Here is a 21,817-nt window from a genome sequence, read left to right on the forward strand (position 1 = left end):
ATAATAGAGAATAGCCCCGCAGGGGAAATTGGAAAGCATCATAAGAGGACGTCTCAAGAATAAAAGAGACGTCCTTTTATTAATGGGAGCATTACTTGAACAATAACTGGATGAATCAGATGCAGAGGAAAAGGAGCAATTAAAAGCAAAAATCAAGACGAAAAAGGAAGGGAGAAGAAAGTATGAAGCAATTGAAAGTGGTGATACTCAATCAGCACTACCGATCCCGATTTTAAAGCATTGCATGCAAACAACAACGGCACTGACGTTGGCTACTGCATTCAAGCCGCAACTGATAAGAAGCATAAACTATTTGTTCATGCGCAAATTGGAACTACAAATGACAAAAGGGAACTTGCTCCCTCAGCTACGAGTGTATTCCCACTTCTGAATTCTTATATAACAAAGATCAGGATTGCTATATATGTCCTTCTGGAGAAGTGATGAAGCGGATATTGCAGATGCATATGATTTTTCAGCCTTTCAAACTATTGTTGATATTGGAGGCGGGAATGGCGCTTTGCTTATGCATATTTTACGTGCTGTGCCGGATTTACAGGGAATTGTATTTGATGAACCCTATGTAGCCGCAAAGACCCGGGAACATATTTGGAAAGTAACATGGGCAGCCAATGCAAGGCTGTAGGAGGAGATTTTTTTACTGCGGTTCCACCGGGTGCGGATGCATACATCATGAAATATATTCTGCACGACTGGCAGGAACAAGATGCCTTACGCTTACTGAAAAACTGTTATCAGGTGATTTTCAACAATTGTTCGAGACAAAGTATACAGGAACTATCAGTGCTCAGGTGTTATCGTAACCGGCATCCCGGGCAAAACAGGCTGCCCGGGAAATTTCTATCTTTATGCCATTTAAGGGAATCCTGCTCAAACATAGCAGCTATCAGGAACATTTTATACCTTATTTTAGCAGGCCAATACTGATTTATATTAATTATCATGATAGATTCTGAGAATCAAATTCACCGTGTCACAAATTTTCAAGACCTTGTTTCCACGCCATTTAGCGGAGCAATAAATGCAATTTGCTGGGCTCGTGAATTAGTTGGTGACTTTTCTGAAATTGTTGAGAAGGTAGCGCTAAGTGGCAACATAACGACGATTGAACAAGAGGAGCTTTATGAGCTTCAATTGAGTGAACAAGGGCAGCTTGCGCGTGAAATCCTTTTAAATGATTTGAAGTTATTGAAAGCGTATGGGGCATCGCCGGCTCTTAATGTGATCAGATATTATGAGCGGGATGATGCCTATCCTTTTTTTTCAACGGATGTTTACTCTTTTCATGTGGATCGCTCTCTGGTACCGGTAGATACCTTTTTATGCACATACTATGGCGAATCGAGTGAAATATTGCCAAATTCACAGTGTGAAAAGAAAGTCCTTATACCGGAAATCCGTGATGAGCTGAGAAAGCTATATGATGGAGCAGATGAAGGTTTTGAATCGTTCTTAAGTGAAAACTTCTTTGATCTGCATTATCAGGCCAAACCCGGTGCACGTCCGGTAAGCTTAGGCCTTGGTAACCTGTGGAGGTTGGCGGTTGATCATCCCGGAAGCCCGGTGCCTCCCTGTGTTCACCGTGCGCCAAAGGAAAAACCCGGACAGAACAGGTTGTTGATGATCTGTTGACCGTAATAGGGACCGCCCTGCTACCTACTTAAAATGCAGCACACCTTCCTGGTCTATCCGCGCATCAATATGGGAGATCACTTTTAAATCCTCCAGGAAAACGGTGATAGGGTGGTTGCGGTTAATAACGCCGCTGAACCGGCGGGACAGGATCGCCGGGTTGTCAATTACGACACGGACGCCATACCAGCGGGGCACTACCCGGCTGATTTCATCGAGGCTTGCATCGTTAAAATAGAACAGTCCCTTGCGCCAACTGAGCACCTGTCGGGCCTCAAAATCAACTTGCGTGATGGGCTGGCCGGCCTGGTATATGGCTTGCTTGCCCGGCGATAGTTTGCTATTCCCGGTAGGTGCCTGCACATTAACCGACCCTTCCACCAATGCTACTTTTACAACGCCAGAATCATACGTATTCACGTTAAATTCTGTGCCGAGCACCTGCACGGTACTATGCGGCAGATGTACAACGAATGGTTTGGCGGCATCTTTTGCTATCTTCAGGTATGCTTCCCCGTAGATGGTGATCTCGCGTTTATGCTCCGTAAAGGAAAGCGGAAATTCCAGGCGGGTGGCGGAATTGAGCCAGACTTCGGACCCATCGGCCAGTTTAACCTGGTAGCTCATTCCAACCGGCACGAAAAGGCTGTTCATACCCGCAGGGGCAGTACTATTGTTACCCACCGCGTAGGTAAGGACTTTATGTTTATTGTTGAGTTGCACGGCGCCGGCATTAATAGCTCCCTCTTCCCGGGAAAGGTTAATGACCTGGCCATTCGCCAATTGTAATTCAATAGCGGGTTTTGACGGAGCGCTGGCCAGGCCGGTCTTCCCGTATTTGCGGAGCTGTTGCCAGTATATAGCTCCAACCAGCAATACGCCGATGACCATAGCGGCTGCGGCCCATCTTTTTTTATAGAAGGGGATATGCCTGGCTGTTGTTTGCGGCTGCTGTTGCTCCCGGAATTTGGCTGCGAGGTCCGGCCATGCCTGGTTTTCGTTTCGCCGGGCAAAACCTGTCTCCACATCTTCAGCCGGCAGTGTGCTGGCCAGCTCTTCATACGCCAGGCGGGCATGGGGGTTGGAAAGGAACAAATGCTGCAATGCTTCCTCTTCTTCCCGGGTAAGTGTGCCAGTCATCTTACCCAATAACAAAAATCTTTCTTCTTCAGTCAATTTGTCCATCATACTATAATGACTATTTCAAGGGGCCGTGTCACTAATCAATTATCAGATTTTTTTTAAACTTTCCCGTAACGACTTCAGCGCCCGTGTCATGTGGTTGCTGATCGTGGACGGGGTGATGTTCAGGATACCTGCGATCTTCGAATAACTCAGTTTTTCGATATAATGCAGCCGGAATACCCTGGCCGGCATGGGCGGCAATTTGTTTATAGCGGCCTCTATTTCCCGGCGCAGCTCCTGGTTTTCCAGCTGGCTATCGATGGTCACCCTGCCGCCTTCCATATCATCAAACAGCTTTTTAAACTTTTGCAGGTTCTGTTCCTTTTTCAGGATCACCAGGCTGCGATTGCGAACCGCACGGACAAGGTAGTTGACCAGGCCGGAGTGAACGTCCATGAATAGTTTGCGTTCCCAGAAATCGCTGAACAGGTCCTGTACCAGGTCCTGGGCCGCGGCCTCGTCCCTTAAAAAAGAAAACGCATAAACGAACAAACGCTCGCGGGTATGCGTATAGAGGATATCGAAAGCATCCAGGTCGGACGCCTTCAGCCGCTCCAGTAATGTATGAAAGTTCAGCCCTTCCTGCTGCACAGCGTTAGCATTTAATAGTCAAAACTAAAATAAGATATGCATTGGTTGTAAAACCGCGATGCCTTAGAGAAAATTCAAAGTAACATTGTACCTGTCCTGATGGCCATTCCCTCATCTCCTGAAAAAAAATAAAAAAAATCAAATCCGGTTAGTGACTGTCAATTAATTTTTAGTCTATAGCATAGGTAGGTCATCCGAAAAGGCCATTTTATCAACTAACTAACTGTAATATCATGAATATAGACAGCGCACCGTAGCATGCTCATAAAGGAAGAAAAGCCCCTCCCCGCCTGGACAGCATTGAAGGGGCCTGGTCAGGAACATTTCAGTAAAAAACATCTCCAAACCAAATGCAAGATATGCCAAATATCATTACAGTTTGTATTAACAGGCTGTCGCCCCCGGCCTTTTTAAAGGGTGGCGGAAAGTTCATTATGCAAATAACCACCTTCATACTCGGAGCTATTATTGCCACAGCGCAAATACTCCTGGCTGCCCCAGGGCATGCACAAGGGAATGAACAGACCATCATTTCCCTGGATTATAAAAATACTCCAATACAGCAGGTCTTTACCGCTATCGAAGTGAAAGCTGATGTAGTGATCATGTTCGAAAATACGGGTGTGCTGAAAAGCGGGAAAGTCTCCATAACTGTAAAGAACAAAAAAGTTGGCGACATCATGGACGCGCTTTTGAAAGGAAAGGGGCTGCAATGGAGCATACGCGAAAATGTAATACGGGTGGAAAAACCACAATCAACCACTATGTTTAATCCGGCGCTTTCGGGGGACACGATAAGAAGGGATACCGTTTTTTTACTTACCGGTAAGGTAACGGACAACAACGGTGAGTCATTGCCAGGCGCATCTATCGTAGTAAAGGGCACTTCCGTGAGAACGGTTACGGATGCCGGTGGTAATTACCGGTTACCCGGTGTTCCGGCGAACGGAGTCATTTTGTTTTCTTTTGTTGGAATGATACCGCAGGAATTTCCCGCCGGCAGTTCAACAGTTATGAATGTTAAACTTCAGCGGGCCATAGTGGGACTTGATGAAGTAGTGTCCGTTGGTTATGGCACGCAGAAGAAGATCAATCTGACAGGCGCCGTTGGCGCCGTTTCAGGGAAGGACCTGATGGCGAATGTTCCCACAAACACTGTGGCGGCATTACAGGGACGTTTGCCGGGAGTCACCATTACACAACCATCCGGGCAGCCGGGAGATGAAGGGGTGAGCGTGATCATCAGGGGCATTGGGACCATGAACTATGCCGGCCCTATGATCATTGTAGACGGGCTGGAATCAAGAATGGACAATATCTCACCCGGTGATATCGAAAGCGTGAGCGTGCTGAAAGATGCCTCTTCCGCTGCTATTTACGGATCAAGGGCTGCCAATGGCGTGATACTGGTAACCACCAAACGTGGGAAGAACGGCGTTTCTGAAGTCAATTACAGGGGCTTTGCCGGTTGGCAGGCTACAACAAATCTCCCTGATCATCTTCCATCTTATGAGTATGCCGGATTATACAATGAAGGTAACAGGAACCAGGGGCTGCCTCCCCGGTACAGCGATGATGATATTGCCAGGTATAAATCGGGCAGTGATCCCTATAATTTCCCGAATACAGACTGGCTGGGCCTTCTGCTGACGGAGTCGGGGCTTACCCAGGATCATAGCCTTTCTTTTGCAGGCGGTAATAATATTACCAGCTACAGGGTATCATTTGAGTATTTTGATCAAAACGGGCTTATCAAAGGCTCTACCCACAAACGCTACAATGCCAGGGTAAACCTGGACAGTCGTGTAAAGGAATGGCTGACCATTGGTACAAATATGTCGCTGTCGAGGAACAACGTGATCTACCCGATCTCGCCATTTAGCGGCGGTGAAGATTTTTTCAGACAGGCGAACTTTATACCACCTACAGTAGCCAATAAAAATGCGGATGGCACCTGGAACCGTTATACAGACGGGAATCCCATTGCCTGGGTAGATGCAGGCGGATTCAGGAATGGTACCAACTCCCATTTGCTTGGAAGCGTTTTCGGTGAACTGAGCTTATTGAAAGGTTTAACCCTGAAAGGCGTTGCCGGTGTTAACTATGACCTGGGTGACAATAAAAGACATGTGAAAACGATCGATTATTACAGCAATGGTGTGCATACTGTCCAGGGGCCGAATAGTGTAACAGATAATATTACCCGTCAGCAAACCGTCACATTGCAGGGTTTGCTGAACTATAACAGGAAGTTGGGCAAACATAATGTGAAAGGGTTGTTGGGAGCTTCCCGTGAAGCCTACCAGTTTTTCAGTAACGAAGCATTCCGGAAGAACTTTCCATCTAATGACCTGGACCAGCTAAATGGAGGATCAACCGTAGGTATGACGAACGGAGGATCCGTGATTGAGTCCCGGCTGGGGTCTGTATTTGGAAGGGCTAACTACGAATTTGATAACAGGTATTTACTGGAAGTGAACCTGCGGAGAGATGCTTCTTCAAAGTTTAACCGCGGATACAGGGTAGGTTGGTTCCCGTCGTTGTCTGCAGGTTGGAGAGTAACAGAGGAGCATTTCATGAAGGATATCAGCTGGATCGGTAACCTGAAGCTGAGAGGATCATGGGGACAACTGGGAAACAATAATATTGGCGATTACAATTATTTCCAAAGAATAAAATTAGGGCAGAACTATAATTTTGGCGGCATTGTTGCAGATGGCGCCGCCACTACTATTGCCGGCAATGAGATCATCAGCTGGGAGAAAACAACAGAGCTGGACCTTGGCTTTGATATTGATCTTTTCCGGAACAGGCTGTTGTCCATATCCGCCGATTACTACAATCGCTATACAGACGATATTCTTTCCCCCGTTCCGGTTTCAATGAGCTTCGGATTGCCTGCACCTGTTGTAAACGCCGGCGCCATGAGGAATAAAGGGGTGGAGCTGTTGCTGGAACACAATTATGCAATAGGAAATGTGCAATATACCGTGTCACTGAACGCTGCCTTCAATGAGAACAAGGTAGAGCGATATAAAAATCCTTCCAAGGGGGACCTGATCTACATGGAGGGAGAGCCATGGGGATCTTATTATGGCTACGAGGTAACGGGCATTTATCAGACAGATGCAGAGGCTTCAGCCTCCCCGCATGTTGACGGAGCGCCCGTAAAGGCGGGCGACCTGATCTTTAAAGACCTCAATAAGGATGGCAGGATCAATGGTGACGACAGGGTTGTGCTGGGCAATACTATTCCCAGGATTACTTATGGAGCCAATATAAACCTGAAGTATAAAGGGTTTGACCTGTCTGCTTTCTTCCAGGGCGCCAGTAAGGTAAGTCGCGTGATAGGCGCTGAATCATTCTGGGCATTCGATCCGAACAATGCATTCCGCATGCATCTTGACAGGACCATTGTCGAAAACGGGAAAGTCGTTAAAAACGGGTACTATCCAAGAACACTGATCACCGAAAAGCATAACCAGGTGATGAGCTCTTTTAGTGTATTAAATGCTTCCTACCTGCGTTTGAAAACTGTCCAGGTAGGGTATACGTTCCCTGCAGCATGGTTAAAGCGGGCGGGCATTACAAGAACCAGGGTATATGCCAGTGGACAGAACCTGCTGACATTTACAAAATTTCCTTCCAGCTTTGATCCGGAACTTTTATCCGGCTCCGGCAACGGCACGTATCCACAGGTTAAATTCTACACAGTAGGAATCGATGTAACATTCTAAAACGTATAAGGATGAAAAAGACACTATTTACAATACTTGCGCTTAACCTTACTATGATATATTCCTGTGGAAACAATTTCCTCGATGTGAAACCCAGGAACGAGCTAACGGATGCAACTTTCTGGAAAACAGAACAGGATGCAACACTGGCGCTGAATGGCTGCTATCGTTTATGGGAAGCCTATGCGAACATTGTGCTTTTTGATGGCGCCAGCGATAATGCTTACGAAAAATCCAATTTCGGTTTCCAGGTACTGGGCAACGGCACATTAACGGCGTCGAACTACAATGTATTGGGCAGTTGGATCGACTGGTTCCATTTCATGGATGAAAATGGCGGCGGAGACTTTGCCGCATCTGTCAACTGGTATCCTTATACGCGCATCCGCAAATACAATAATTTTCTTGCCAATATTGACAGGGTACCAATGGATGATGCAAAAAAGGCGCAATACAAAAGTGAGGTAAGATTCCTGAGAGCATATGATTATTTCTGGAAAGTAATGTTACATGGAGATGTGCCGCTTGTTACAAAAGTGATCAACGCAACGGATGAACTGCCCAGGGACCCTGCGGTAAAGGTGAAACAGTTTGTACTGGATGAGCTGTCTGCCATTATCAATGAAGGTGCATTGCCGGTTCAGAACACCATTGACTCAAAAGGGCATGTTACCCAGGGAGCTGCATTGGCGCTGAGGGCCAGGCTGGAACTGGTAACGGGAAATTATACAGCTGCCATGGCCGATGCTAAAGCGGTAATTGATATGCCTTGTTATGAGCTGTTTCCAAATTACAGGGACCTGTTCCTCGAAAAAAGCGAGAAGATCAATAAGGAGGCGATCCTGAATGTGCAATACATTGTGAATGATTATGAGCAATCACTCACGCAACTGAACCTCCCTGCCGGCGACGGCGGCTGGTCTGCCCTTAATGCCACTAAGAGTATGGTGGACGCCTATGAATGCAGTAACGGGAAAGCTATCACCGACCCAACATCCGGTTATGACATCAATGATCCTTTTAAGAATCGCGATCCCAGGATGGAAATGTCTTTGCTGCATCCAGGGCAGTTATGGAAAGGGCGTTACTATAATACTTTGGATCAATTTATGCCGGACGGCAGCCCTAACCCGGATTATAACAGGAACGAACCTGCAGCGCGCTCCGGTATGAATGTTATCAAATATATCAATAGTCTTGCTGACAGCCCTGGCGGCTGGCCACCTAATTTTGGTGGTGATATTATGGTGATTCGCCTGGCGGAAATGTATCTCACCTATGCAGAGGCAGCAGTGGAAACAAATACAAACACCGATGCTGCACTTGCATATATCAATGCTATCAGAACAAGAAGCGGCCATATTAAGGCGGCAACTTTAACAAGGGCATTGGTGCGGAATGAACGGAGAGTGGAACTGGCCTTTGAAGGGCTCAGGTACCTGGATATTATGCGTTGGGATCTTGGGCCCCAGGTACTGAACGGCCCTTTATATGGCAGTCGCAGGGGAACCATGAACTTTACGAACGGCCACATCACCTGGGTGGGAAATGGATATGATGTGAACGATGTCAATTACATTAAGCTTGAAACACGTACGTTCAATCCTGTGAGGAAGTACCTGTTCCCCATACCACAGGCAGAAATGGATGCCAATTCAAAGATGGTGCAAAACCCCGGTTATTAAATGATGCGCTGTTTTCTGATATCTGTCCTGTTCATTTTTTTAAGCCTGTATTCCCGGGCGCAGGAAGGAAAAGGAGTGTATAAGAACCGTACCTTCTTTCACCTGGAACGTTACTGGGATAGCGCAAAAGTATGCAGCAATCCACATAAAGGCTGGTTTATCCATTATTATGATAATAGTATTTCAAATTACGGAGATCGTTTGGCAGCAAATGATTCCCTGCCTGATTTCCCGGGGTTGAATGATATCTATCTGAGGCTGGCATGGTGTTATCTTGAACCGGAAGAGGGTGTGTACAATTGGAAACTGATTGATTCCATTATCAGCAGATGGACAGGGTGGGGGCATACCATTTCTTTCCGTATCACCTGTAAAGAAACAAACGGGCCTCCATATGCTACCCCTGCATGGGTGGAAAAGGCCGGGGCCAAAGGTAAAATGATGCAGGACGGCAAAGCCTGGGTGCCGGATTATGGAGATCCTGTGTTCCTTGAAAAACTAGAGAACTTTCATAAAGCCTTTGCTGCAAGATATGATGGTAAACGCTGGGTGGAATATATCGACATTGGCAGTATAGGTGAATGGGGAGAAGGGCATACCGCTTTCTCAGGTTGGGATGATGTGCCGGTGAGCGTGATTAAGCGGCATATTGATATGTATAAAAGATGTTACAAAAGATCTGTGCTGCTGATCAGTGATGACTTTATCGGCCAGCGTGATGCAGACGATGGCGCAGACTATGATATATATCATTATTGCCTGCAAAAGGGCATCGGTTTCCGGGATGATAGCGGAAATGTGAAATGGTACCAGGAGCTGGGGTTTGGCCCTTCCTGTATACGCAGTCCTGAACTGTATAGTAAAGTGTACCGCAGGATCCCTGTGGTGCTGGAATCCGATCATTATAGTGATGCGGTGAAATACGGCATGTGGAAGGATGGCGCCGGATTTGAAAAGGCTATACATGAAACGCACGCCACCCATATAGGTTTTCATTATTATCCGAGGGAATGGCTCCGGGAGAATACAGTACTGGCAGGCAGGCTGGCTAACCTGTGTGGGTATTGGTATTTCCCCAGATTCGCGATGATGCCTGATACCTTCCGTGTGCAATCCAGCCACAATTATTTAAGGATAACCTGGGAGAACCATGGTGTTGCGCCGGCCTATCACAGGTATAAACTTTCTGTGCAACTGACCAGCAGGCAAACCGGCAGGTCTTTCAGGCGGGATTTGCCCGAATCTGATAACAGAACCTGGCTGCCTTACGAAATAGTAGCTGAGCAATATAAAATTGATATAAGTAAAGACATGGACGCGGGTAAGTACGACCTGTTGATAAACATGCGCGATGCCTGCGGATTTCATAACAGGGATATTCAACTACCACTTAAAAAAGAACGCGAAACAGTGCCCGGCTGGTACAAGCTCGGTGAGGTAACGGTAAACTGATCTTAAAACGGATTTGTTCCCCCAAAAGCGTGCAGTATCTGCATGATGACCTTTTGTGTGCATAAACGAACCAATTATAACGATGAAAAAGAACATGATTTCACGACGGAAATTCCTGTCTGCCTCGGCTATGGCAGCAGGGGGCGTAACCATTGCCCCCGGTGGCTTAACAAATGTCCTGCTTGCTCCTTCCGCTTCAACCGAACGGGCAAGCAGGGAGGTATGGATTGCCAGTGTGTCTCAAATGGACATGACCGCCGAAACGCCCGAACTAATGACAGAGAAAATATTCGGGGTATTGAAAGAGGCGCTTGTTTATAAGCCAGACATCATCTGCATGCCTGAGCTCTTTAATACTTCCAATATTAAACGGAAATACACTTTTAAAGAAGAAGTGGCATTTTCTGCAGATGTCATAAAACAGTTCGCTGCCTTTGCAAAGGCCAACAATTGTTACGTGATATGCCCGGTATATACGGAAGAAGACGGGAAGGTGTACAATGCCGCGGTGGTGCTTGACAGGCAGGGATTGAGATTGGGAGAATACCGGAAAACGCATATCGTAGAGGATGAAATATCGTTTGGTATTACGCCCGGCACATTGTCGCCACCGGTGTTCCAAACTGATTTTGGCATCATCGGTATCCAGATCTGCTTTGATATACTATGGGAAGATGGCTGGCGCAAATTAAGAGAAAACGGGGCTGAAATTGTTTTCTGGCCCTCAGCTTTCGCCGGTGGCCAAATGGTTAACACCAGGGCCTGGCAGAATAAATATCATGTTGTGTCAAGCACACGGAAAGACACTACCAGGATCTGTGATATATCGGGGTTGGAAATTGCGAAGACCGGGATATGGAACAGAAACCTGGTTTGCGCTCCCATTAACCTGGAAAAGGCTTTTGTGCATGTGTGGCCGCACGTATTCCAGTTTGACAGGATAAGGGAGAAATACGGCCGTAAAATACGCATCACCATCTTTCATGAAGAAGAATGGGCCATCATAGAAAGCTTGTCGCCGGAAGTGAAAGTAAAGGATGTTTTAAAAGATTTCAACATCAGAACATTTGAACAGCATGTGCAGGATTCCGAGATAGCACAGATAAAAGCCCGTAAACAATGAGCAGAAAACTGATCCTGATCATTATTTGCGCCGGGCTGTTAAATAGCACCTATGCTCAGCAGTACTCACTGTTGAATGCATTCAGGCCCGGGTATACAGGCCAGGCTGAAAGGATTGACCTTGACGGAGATGGTGATCCTGACCTGATAAAGCTGCGGTTATTCAATAACTGCAATGCCATATGGGTGGACGATGATGATGACATGAAGGGGGAGGACAAAGAAGGTGATCCTGATAATGACTGTTTACTGATCGACAGGAATGGCGATGGCATATTTGCCGGGCCGGGCGACCTGAGCATAGACTGGATAGATACTGATCATGATGGTGAAGCAGACATCCAGCTGGTAGTGGAAAATAGTGACCTGAAGCCGGTAACCTACTGGGATTGGAGCAGTAATTACATGTGGATCATTGATGAGGATAAAGACCAGTCGTTCAATTTTGTTAACTGGAAGGAGCTGGTGCTGAGATGCTGGACACATGCAGGCGCTTCAAAATTCTTTGAAGATTATCACGGGCAAACCCTTTTCCTGAAAACACATGCTCCCAGTTATCGCATCAAAGACCTCAGGGTTAACTGGGAGAACCCGTTCCTGTTTTACGACCCGGATCAGGACGGGCTGACGGAAATGTCGGTGCGGCTGGAAGATAAAGGACATTTCACACCAGGCAGGGAGCAGGATATTTCGCTGAACGGAGTTGTGAACCGGGCTTTTGTATCTGTAGACCTGGATAATGATAATGCACCTTCCAACGAATTTGATTTTGATATGAGCCTGTACTTTGAAGGGAAAGGTTTTTCTTATAAAGACCAGGTACACCAGATCAATAACAACCACGCAGCAGGCATTGATGATCAGATCAGCCACCTGTTATATGACAAAAGATGGAGGGCTGTAAAAGAATTGGTATATACTTCCAGGGATGCTGCATTGTATAAGATTTTTAACCAGGGCGAATGGAGCCGTTGCTGGATGGTGTTTGATGAAGATGATGACTGCGAACGTTGGGAGCGGGTAGAGTTTTATGAGCCAAAAAATTTTTTCAGGATAGGGAAGAACAATAACGGGATTGATCATAATCCACAGGCAGATGCCGCAGGAGACAGGGGAGAATGGGATGAGGATAATTCGGGGAAGGGTAGCCTGTATATAGGGTTTGACGGTAAGATACATTTATACGGAGCAGAAAAAGGTTGCTGGAGGATTGACCAGAACGCCGCCTGTTACCAGGGCTGGGGCGGATTATATGAGGGGGAATACAGGCGCATTCCCGATGAGCCCAGGCAGTTTCCTACCATTACTTATGAAGATACAGACGGAGATGGTTTTTTTGACCTGGTCAAACATGATCTTGACGGTGATACCACCTTTGAAAAAATTACAGATCTGAAGGCATTGGGTATTGCTTCTTCTTATGAAATAATAAGCACCAGGCAATTCACTTATAAGGAATATCACGATCTGTTTGAAAAAGCAGCCGGACAAATGTGGAACAATGCTTTGCAATCCATCCGGGTGGCCCGGGCGATGAAGATCAATTATAAATGGTACGCTTCACTGATGACTGCAGGAAGCAGCCGGGAAAAGTATAACAACGGGTATTGGCTTCAGTTCTACATCTTCAATGATCTCCTTTCCCTTTTTGAAAAGAACGGGCAGCAGGAACTGATCAACCTGTTGATGAAAGCCTACTATGGAAGGGATTGGAACCAATTGCATAAATATGTTTTAAACAATTAACCATCTAAACAACCAAAAAATGAGACAACTACTATTGCTGTTAAGTATTGGCGCCCTTTTCAGCGGATGTTCAGCTAAAGATGCCTTACTGAAGGATGCGGATAAAGTACTCCGGGAGGATGCTTTGCTCAACGCAAAACGCAGGAACTGCAACAACCTGGCCTGGCCTGACGCCAGCAATACCGGGCTTCCCAAAGGATGGAAGCCAAAGAGAACGTATGCGAACTATACCATGCGCAATAACGAAGTGTTGAGCGATGCGCTTGTTACGGGGTACATATCTATTCCCGTATCAGTAAAACGTTGCACTATCAGGCGCTGTCGTGTCCGGGGAGATGCGACGATAGGTTTTGACCGCACGGTAATCTGGTTCCAGAATACCGCCCAGCCCAGTGTGCCGGGAGTGAACGGCGACAGGACATCTATTCTTATTGAGAACTGCGACGTAGGCCCTGAACTGGGCGGCTTTAATCCCAATGATGTGGACTGCGGGATTGCCGGATGCGCCACCAATTGTACTATCCGGAATAATAATATTCATGATGTGGTAAGAGGGATCGATGCCATGAGCCATTCATTGGTAGAGAATAACTTCCTGCATGAAATATGGGTAACACAGGATAAATCGAAACACCATGACGGAGTGTTCATATGGGGTAACTCCGGCAATGTAACTGTAAGGGGCAATAACATAGAGTTATTAGATGAATCCAACACCGCTTCTATTTTCATGCAGGGCGCCGCTTCGCGGAATGTTAGCATCACAGGCAACAGGGTAACCGGCGGGGCGTATGCCATCAGGTTAAATTTCCCGGATAACGGCGCCGGCCAGGGTGCAGGGATCTGCACAGATAACAGGGTAAGACGCAACCCACCGGACCCGGTGGCAAAAAATCCTTTGGGCGGAGACTACGGACCTGCAAGTTATTGGGAGTTTTACCCTGCTGTATGGGCGAACAATGTATGGGATGATAATGATGAGCCCTTTACCCCTGTACTTGTAAACTGGTAATGATCGTCATTTAGTATAACCTTAAAACTTAAAACCATGAAAGTCCTGAATTTATTTTTATTGGCTGCCTTACTCGTAACCGGTTGCTCAAAAACCAAAAGTCTTGAAGCCCTTGAGGGGGGCCGTGTTCTTGCAGTATCAGATGAGGAAGAAGAGACCTACAATGTGTTCACTACCCAAACCCCTACCGTATCAGATACGGATGGCCCGTATGAAATGGGTATGAAGTTCAAATCCATACTAAAGGGGAAGATCACACAGATCCGTTATTATAAATACAGCGGAGAAACGGGTACCCACACCGGGCGTTTGTGGTCGGAAACAGGAACCCAGCTTGCCAGTGTAGCCTTTACCGGAGAAACTGCTTCAGGCTGGCAAACGGCAACACTGGGCACGCCCTATGAAATATCAACCGATTCTGTTTATGTAGTAACTGTGAACTCCAATACAGTATACGGCGCTACTCCTGGTGGTTTGGCATCTGCGGTTACCAATGGCCCCTTAAGTACAGTGGTTGGCTCTAATGGTGTTTTCGGTACAACTTTAGGTGCATTTCCTACCAGCACTTATAATGGAGGCAATTACTTCCGTGATATTACTTTTGAAGTGATCCCGGATGTGACGGCACCAAGCACACCCACTTCTGTGACGGCTTCCGATATTACAGGTTACGGGGTGGATCTTAGCTGGACAGCTTCCACGGATAATGTAAAAGTTACAGGATACAATGTTTACAATGACACCGTATTGATCGCTTCTGTTACGGGTACCTGGGCTAATATCTATGGATTGACCCCCTCTACAGTTCACAGTATTAAAATAAAAGCAAAAGATGCAGCAGGTAACCTTTCTGCAGCAAGTTCCCCGCTCAGTGTAACTACAGGTGCAGCCGGCAGCGGTTTGCGGGGCTGGCAGATCGATTCAGCCAATGTTGGATTAACAGGGGTGAGTGTGAATAAAAACACGCTGCCATTGTATAGCGATCCGATTGCGGCCGGTTCAACTATCAGTCTGAAAAAACTGGTGAACCCGGATCTGAGTGCCGGTAATATTATTATAGACAGGTGCTGGATCGTTATTAGCACAGGAGGAGGTACCTGGAATGTAGGTACTGATAATGGAGCGGTGCTGATCAAAGATTCGCGTATTGAAGCAACCGGAGTTCCAGGAAAATATTTTGCAGCACCTTTCCAATCGCCATCCAATAAAGAAGTGACCTTATTAAGAAATGAAATAACAGATCATGGCGGTGGCTTCTGGCTGGATGGCGCCGCCCTGGTGAGGAACTGTTATATTCATAATCTGCCGGGATATGGTGATCCTACCACTCCTGCCGGTAACCATGTTGATGGTGGTACAAGGCGTAATGGCATTGCACAGCTGAATGTAATAGATAACCACATTGATATCCGTAGTGCCGGCAACAATGCATCCTCTGCATTTTTTATACAGCCGCTTTATGGTTTTATCGATAATATCCTGTTACGCGGTAACCTCCTGGGCGGCGGAGGATATACCGTATATGGATCAAATCATAATTATACTTACGGCAGCCACATTTACGCAGATAACAACAGGTGGTATTCAGGTGCGGCGTATGGATATGTGGGAACACCGAGCGGACCGGGATTTGGATCCTGGACAAACAACTACGTAAACAACCCGGCAAATACGGATAACAAGGGCACAGCGATCACTTATCCATAAATGATGAGATAATGTTATGATAATGCCCCGGCTAATACAGGTGCCGGGGCATTACTTTTACGTTCTTAACCTTTTGATAATATTAACTCACTATCATTGCGTGGAAATCAGTTTCCTTGCATGCATATTACTCACTCCCAACTTCCGCCTGTTACAGCTGCTGTTATATCCGCTTTCAGGGATGGGTCTGAGCGCGCGTTCAACGAGATCTTCATGGCCTATGATGCGCGCCTGATGAAGTATGCCTCCAGCATATGCGTTACCCGCGAGGACGCGGAAGAAGTAGTACAGGATGTTTTTACCAGTCTTTGGGAGAACAGGGCTTCCATAGAAGGCCCGGACATCACTGGCTGGCTGATCCGGGTGTGCCGTAACAAAGCGCTTAAACTGCTTCGCCGGCGTGTGTTCCAGGCAGACATCACCGAATTTCCGGAAAGACCTTCCGGCCAGATGACGCCGCTGGAGCAACTGTACTTTGAAGAGATAGAGAAACATATCCGTGAGATCATTCAGCAACTTCCTCCTGCCAGGAAGAGAATATTCCTCCTGCACCGCGAGGAAGGCCGGAGTTATCAGCAAATTGCCGATGAACTGGGCATTTCCGTTTTCACCGTTAAAAAACAGGTCAGCCTCGCGCTGGACCACCTGCGCACAAAAGTTACGCCCTACGCCTGCTCCCTTGCTGTCATACTGTTACCCGATATGTTAAATTAATGTTACCGGTACTACTCCGGGCGATTTTTTGGGTACTTCCTGTAAAAGCTACCCTGACATGTCTGTTTCTCCCGAACTGTTAAAGAAATTGCTTCGCAAGCAGAAAGAGAAAACCATCACCGAACGGGAAATGGTACTGCTACAGCTTTACCTGTCTACTTCGGGTGCAGAAGCTGCACTGGATGCTATCGATTTTTCGGATATGCCGGAAAGTGATGGACAGCCCGGCGCTTCCCCGGAAGAGCGTTACCAGCGTATCCTGCAAAAAACAGTCTTTGCCAGGGAACGGCGTTTCCCCTGGCCCGGTTGGGCAGCTGCCGCCGCTGTACTGCTCATCATTGGCGCCCTCTTTTTTCTCAGGGATCCGGCGCCTGCAAAGCTGCTGACATGGCGCACCGGGAACGGCGAGCTGAAAGAGATTATGTTGCCGGACAGCTCCCGTATATGGCTGGATGCGCGTTCTGTGCTGAGCTATCCTGCCGCATCTGACAGGAAAGAACGAAGGATAGTGCTGCAGGAAGGACAGGCGTTCTTTGATGTAACGCCTGATACGCGCAGGCCTTTTATTGTTGAGAATAAACAGGGCATACAAACCAGGGTACTGGGAACCTCATTTGCGGTTCGTGCAGACAGTAGTATTGCGCGTATATACGTGGCCGTTAAAAGCGGTAAGGTAAGTGTAAACTGGCAGGATAAAGAAATAGCTACGCTGTTGCCGGGTGAGCAGCTGTCGTATGATCCATCGGAACCTGCAGCACAGTTAAGCCGCATGGATGCTGCCGTGATCGGGGAATGGACCGGCGGGGAAGTGCGGCTGGCGCAGGCTGATTTCGCGACGATGGCCGCTGCCATGCAGCGGATGTACGGGATAGTTATTACTGCCGCCAATGCCGGTGTAAGCCGGAACCTCTATAGCCTTACGATCCGCTATGGGAAAAACCCGCAAAAGCTTGTAGAAGTTATCAGCGCCGTTAATGGCAACCGTTGTGAATGGAACAACCGCGACAGCACCTCCGTAATTATTCATTAAAAAGAAAAGCGCCTGTTGGAAGCAGGCGCCTTATACCCGGTATTCGAAGTACCGGCATTTATCAAAATAAAATAAACAAAGCAAAAGTATGAAATTTTTTAGTCGAACGGGATCAGGTTCCGGTTTATGGAAAGCACTGTTCCTGCTGCTTTTTGGAACACCGCTGTTTGCGCAGCAGGCAGACTCGCCGCTATCCAGGAAGATAACGGTTAGTATTGCAGGCGGGAACATCCTTGATGCCCTGCATAAAATTGAAAAGACCGCAGGTATTGAATTTGCCTTCAATGCCAGAAATATCGACAGCTACAAAGCAACTGTGATCAACTTTACTGATAAACCATTGGAGCAGGTATTAAAGGAATTGTTCCTGCACACGCCATTGACCTTCCGGAACGTGAACGGCTATATTATCATTCAGAAAAAACAGGATACACCCGCTCCCGGGAAAGTTACCGGCAGCATCACCGACGAGGGCAACGGCGAGCCTGTTCCCGGTGTAACGGTGCGGATCGGCAACCTGGGCGCTACCACTGCGGCAGATGGCTCTTTCAGCATTTCGTTGCCCGCAGGGAATTATACTGCTGTCATGAGCTCCATCGGCTATATCACCCAAAAGGTAAGTGAGATCGAAGTCAGGGAGCAGGAAATCTTCAGGCTCAACACTGCTTTGAAAAGAACGAAAGGACAACTGGCCACTGTGGAGATAACCACTTCTGCAAAAAAAGATGGGGTGGCCTCACTGTATACGCAGCAAAAGAACAATGCCGCGATCAGCGACGGCATCAGCCAGGAGCAGATACGCCGCACGCCTGATAACAACGTGGCACAGGTACTGAAGCGCATCAGTGGCCTGACAGTGCAGGACGATAAGTTTGTGACTGTACGTGGACTGAGCGAGCGGTATAATAATGTTATGATGAATGGTACCAGTCTTCCCAGCACGGAGCCTAACCGTAAAAACTTTTCCTTTGATGTGATTCCCAGCAGCCTGATTGATAATATCGTGGTGAACAAGACCGCTACGCCGGATATGCCTGCGGAGTTTGCAGGCGGGCTGGTACAGATCAATATCAGGGACATGCCTTCGGAGAATTACACAACAGTTAGCCTTGGCTCCGGTATTAATACCAATTCAACAGGTCATGCCTTTGCAGGCACCAAAAGAGGGAAGTATGATTATCTTGGTTTTGACGATGGGACCCGCAACTGGTGGAAGGATATGGATCCCCAGCACTATCGCTTCCTTATCAATACCAATAACCGTGAAGCCATCAGTGCGCAGAACAGGACCATTCCCAATAATTTCGGTTTGCGGAAATATAACTACATGCCAGTGCAGAACTACCAGTTGGGCCTGGGCCGTAAGTACCGGTTGTCTGAAGGGAAGCTGGTAGGCCTTACGCTGGCCGGCACCTATCGTCATGAAGAGTTGCAGTCGAACGAAATGCGGTATTTTCCTGCCGCCTTTTATTTCAGTGATTCCGCCAGTCGCGTGTACAACTTTACCACCACTTTAGGCGCATTGGCTAATGTTACCTATCAAACTGCCCGCCACAGGATCGCTTTCAAAAATATTTATAACCGCCGGTTCAATAATGAAACCAGTGACCTCTGGGGAATAGATTTCGATAAAGGCAGCGGTGGACAAACGGAGCTTTATACCAGCATCACCACCATCAATTCTATCCTGCACAACAGGCTGGAAGGCGAGCATACCTTTACCCGGCATAACCTGAAAATAGATTGGGCTGCAGACCTTGTCAATGTACAGCGTGATCAGCCGGATACGCGTTCTGTAAAAAGCTATGAATCGATTGGTGTGGGAGAGGGATATTATTTCCTGTCGGAGTTCCAGGGCTTCATGGTGGACGGCATTAATATTTTCAATTCAAGGTTACATGAGCAAAAGAAGAACATCGCCGTAAATTTCACTCTCCCTTTTACATTCCGTAACGAGCAGCAAAAGATCAAACTGGGTTACAGCGGATCGTTTCGTACGGCGAACTATGAAAGTCTTGCCCTGCGGCTGATGGCCGATTCGAGGAGCAATCCTGATGTTGGGGTTTACTTTGGGAAGCCCGACTACGAGCTGGCTACGCCCACCTATCTTCAGCCGGACCTGTTGTACTATAACCTGTCGGGCACGGGCTCGGTTGGCAGTAAACCGGCCGACAACTACGAGGGTGATCAAAAACTGCATGGCGCTTACCTGATGGCCGATCTGAAGTTCCTGCGCAAATTCAGGCTGGTAGGGGGTATCCGTGCAGAGCGAAATGACATGAACGTGAACGGTATTACATTCGACTATGGAACAGGGTTACCGGTGGATTCTATTATGAAAACCAGTACCACCGACTGGCTGCCTTCTGCCAACCTCACTTACCAGCTTACGGCGCTCTCCAACCTCCGTCTGGCTTATTCCAAAACCATGTCCAGGGCGGATTTCCGGGAAAGGTCGCGCTTTATGTATTACGAGTTCCGCGAGCGCAACATCTATCGCGGCGCTGCCCGTCTTGATGATGCAACTATCACCAATGTTGATCTTCGTTATGAATGGTATCCCGGTCCCGGCGAAGTGTTTTCTGTATCCGCCTTCTATAAAAAATTTGCCAGTCCTGTTGAGCAGATCGCGGCGCGCAGCAGTGGAGGGCTGATGTTCTTTTATTTTAATCTCCGCAGCTCAGAAAATAAAGGCTTTGAAATTGATTTCAGAAAATCGCTGGGGTTCATTAGTCGCACATCCAACATCCTTAAAAATATTTTCATCAATGGTAATGCTTCCATCATGAAATCGAATGTAGGTTATAATGTAGATGCGCTGCTGGCGGCATCCAACGGCGTAATAGGCGGCGGCCTCACCGAAATGCCGGCAGACTCCCGGAACAGGCCGTTGCAGGGGCTTTCACCTTATGCGGTAAATGCGGGTATCGGTTACTTTGGAGAAATCGTGGGCATCAACTTTGGCTATAACCGTTTCGGAAAACGTATTGTAGCAGGCGGTACTTACCCGGCGGAAGACCAGTATGAAAATCCAAGAGATGTATTGGATATGCAGCTGAGCACCCGTCTTCTTAAAAAGAAACTGGAGGTCCGGTTCAATATCAGCGATATCCTGCAACAGGACTTCGTCATTTACCAGAACGCGATCGTTGGCAAGCCTACTGATACGGGTGGCGGTTTCTTTTCCGGCAATCCGGATAATATCAATGATCCAAGTCCGAATAAAGATCCGAAGGGAACGAATTACAACAAACAATACGATTACACCTATAACAAAATATTCAAAGGACGGAATCTCAGCCTGAGTTTTACTTATAATTTCTAATAAGATCTATATAATGCAAAAGATATTCATTATAGCGCTTTTGGCCATAAGCTTTGGCGCTTGCAGCAAGGAAGGTGATTTCCAGGAGAAAGCCAGTATGAGGCAAATGCAGCTCCGTAGTCTTTCACTGGCGCCGGATGCGCGGTTCATTGTTATCATGAATAATACCCTGATAACCGATAGCCTTGTTAGCACAGGCGTGGTAAGCAAACTCATTAAAACCACCAGTGAAACGCAGCATGTGGTGATAAAGGATTACCGGTCGAACGCACTCCTTTATGATACTTCGTTATCCACGCCAGGTACGTCTTTTAATATAAACATCCTTCAGCTGGATGCCACCGGTACGCAGAAACCGCAGCTCATCAGTGGTGGTAAGAGTGAGGATATCCCGGAAAAGAAAGTACTGTTAAGTCTTTACTATGATGATCCCACTATGCCGGAATCCATGGCAGTGACCATTTATCGCATAAAACAAAACCCGGTAACTTTTACATATGACGGTACAGATACACTGGTCAGCTTCGCTATCGTCAGGAGGGGGCAGCTTGCCGACTTCCACCTGATGGATTTTTCGCTGGACCCTAATTTTAACCTGTATGTTTTTCAACCCAGGGACGTTACAACCGGGGAAATATTACCGGGCGCGGAAATGGATGCCGCCAGTTTTTATGCGCCGATGCTGGGGATTGGGCCAACTACCGATAAGCACATTATCTGCAATATCCTGGGCACAGATATAGGGGGAGGCGCGCATTACTTTTACGGGTCCCCGCTTATCAGCTATTGATCTGCCATTGCAGCAAAGAAACCGGTATCAAAAGAGCTCCTGTAAACAACTTACAGGAGCTCTTTTGT

General features: G+C 47.2%; 16 protein-coding genes. 14 read left to right on the forward strand and 2 right to left on the reverse strand.

The features are described 5' to 3' along the window. The first annotated feature begins 424 nt into the window (after positions 1-424). The 3 genes from ABIE50_RS16960 to ABIE50_RS16970 are packed head-to-tail and all read left to right on the forward strand — an operon-like array spanning position 425 to position 1,653. Entirely contained in the window at positions 425-646 is a 222-nt protein-coding gene (locus ABIE50_RS16960) for a methyltransferase (RefSeq protein ID WP_209857500.1), read from the forward strand. After that, positions 622-948 carry a methyltransferase gene (locus ABIE50_RS16965; protein WP_209857501.1) on the forward strand — a complete coding sequence of 109 codons (327 nt, stop codon included), beginning with the start codon at positions 622-624 and terminating at the stop codon, positions 946-948. Before ABIE50_RS16960 ends, ABIE50_RS16965 begins: the two co-directional genes overlap by 25 nt. A 15-nt stretch (positions 949-963) precedes the next feature. Then, positions 964-1,653 carry a DUF1826 domain-containing protein gene (locus tag ABIE50_RS16970; RefSeq protein ID WP_209857502.1) on the forward strand — a complete coding sequence of 230 codons (690 nt, stop codon included), beginning with the start codon at positions 964-966 and terminating at the stop codon, positions 1,651-1,653. 24 nt (positions 1,654-1,677) lie between these two features. Here the strand turns inward: ABIE50_RS16970 and ABIE50_RS16975 are convergent, their stop codons facing one another. Both ABIE50_RS16975 and ABIE50_RS16980 read right to left on the reverse strand, forming a co-directional pair. After that, positions 1,678-2,841, reverse strand: coding sequence for a FecR family protein (locus ABIE50_RS16975; protein ID WP_209857503.1), 1,164 nt, complete (start codon positions 2,839-2,841; stop codon positions 1,678-1,680). Positions 2,842-2,883: 42 nt separating this feature from the next. After that, the gene (locus ABIE50_RS16980) at positions 2,884-3,429 is read right to left on the reverse strand and encodes an RNA polymerase sigma-70 factor (RefSeq protein ID WP_209857504.1); all 546 of its coding nucleotides are present in this window, start codon (positions 3,427-3,429) and stop codon (positions 2,884-2,886) included. Positions 3,430-3,788: 359 nt separating this feature from the next. On the opposite strand from ABIE50_RS16980, the gene ABIE50_RS16985 reads away from it, so the two are divergent. From ABIE50_RS16985 to ABIE50_RS17035, 11 genes are all read left to right on the forward strand, one after another. After that, complete coding sequence (locus tag ABIE50_RS16985; RefSeq protein ID WP_209857505.1) at positions 3,789-7,166, forward strand: TonB-dependent receptor; 3,378 nt, start codon at positions 3,789-3,791, stop codon at positions 7,164-7,166. Between the two features lie 11 nt (positions 7,167-7,177). After that, positions 7,178-8,851: a RagB/SusD family nutrient uptake outer membrane protein gene (locus ABIE50_RS16990; RefSeq protein ID WP_209857506.1), complete on the forward strand. Its 1,674-nt coding sequence runs from the start codon at positions 7,178-7,180 to the stop codon at positions 8,849-8,851. Then, entirely contained in the window at positions 8,852-10,303 is a 1,452-nt protein-coding gene (locus ABIE50_RS16995) for a DUF4832 domain-containing protein (RefSeq protein WP_209857507.1), read from the forward strand. An 82-nt stretch (positions 10,304-10,385) separates the two neighbouring features. Beyond that, a complete protein-coding gene (locus tag ABIE50_RS17000) occupies positions 10,386-11,426 on the forward strand; it encodes a nitrilase-related carbon-nitrogen hydrolase (protein WP_209857508.1) in 1,041 nt (346 codons plus the stop codon). Then, complete coding sequence (locus tag ABIE50_RS17005; RefSeq protein ID WP_209857509.1) at positions 11,423-13,171, forward strand: hypothetical protein; 1,749 nt, start codon at positions 11,423-11,425, stop codon at positions 13,169-13,171. The genes ABIE50_RS17000 and ABIE50_RS17005 overlap by 4 nt, the downstream gene beginning before the upstream one ends. Positions 13,172-13,190: 19 nt before the next feature. Further along, positions 13,191-14,183, forward strand: a complete 993-nt coding sequence (locus tag ABIE50_RS17010; protein ID WP_209857510.1) for a right-handed parallel beta-helix repeat-containing protein — start codon at positions 13,191-13,193, stop codon at positions 14,181-14,183. Positions 14,184-14,219: 36 nt separating this feature from the next. Beyond that, on the forward strand, positions 14,220-15,890 hold the full coding sequence (locus tag ABIE50_RS17015; protein ID WP_209857511.1) for a DUF4082 domain-containing protein: 1,671 nt from the start codon (positions 14,220-14,222) through the stop codon (positions 15,888-15,890). 120 nt (positions 15,891-16,010) lie between these two features. Continuing rightward, positions 16,011-16,604: an RNA polymerase sigma-70 factor gene (locus ABIE50_RS17020; protein ID WP_209857512.1), complete on the forward strand. Its 594-nt coding sequence runs from the start codon at positions 16,011-16,013 to the stop codon at positions 16,602-16,604. Between the two features lie 58 nt (positions 16,605-16,662). Further along, positions 16,663-17,634: a FecR family protein gene (locus tag ABIE50_RS17025; RefSeq protein WP_209857513.1), complete on the forward strand. Its 972-nt coding sequence runs from the start codon at positions 16,663-16,665 to the stop codon at positions 17,632-17,634. A gap of 88 nt (positions 17,635-17,722) precedes the next feature. Next, positions 17,723-20,959 carry a TonB-dependent receptor gene (locus ABIE50_RS17030; RefSeq protein ID WP_209857514.1) on the forward strand — a complete coding sequence of 1,079 codons (3,237 nt, stop codon included), beginning with the start codon at positions 17,723-17,725 and terminating at the stop codon, positions 20,957-20,959. Positions 20,960-20,972: 13 nt separating this feature from the next. Next, entirely contained in the window at positions 20,973-21,749 is a 777-nt protein-coding gene (locus ABIE50_RS17035; RefSeq protein ID WP_209857515.1) for a hypothetical protein, read from the forward strand. Positions 21,750-21,817: the final 68 nt, after the last annotated feature.

The sequence above is a fragment of the Chitinophaga sp. OAE865 genome (assembly GCF_040546735.1).
GTDB classification, from domain to species: domain Bacteria; phylum Bacteroidota; class Bacteroidia; order Chitinophagales; family Chitinophagaceae; genus Chitinophaga; species Chitinophaga polysaccharea_A.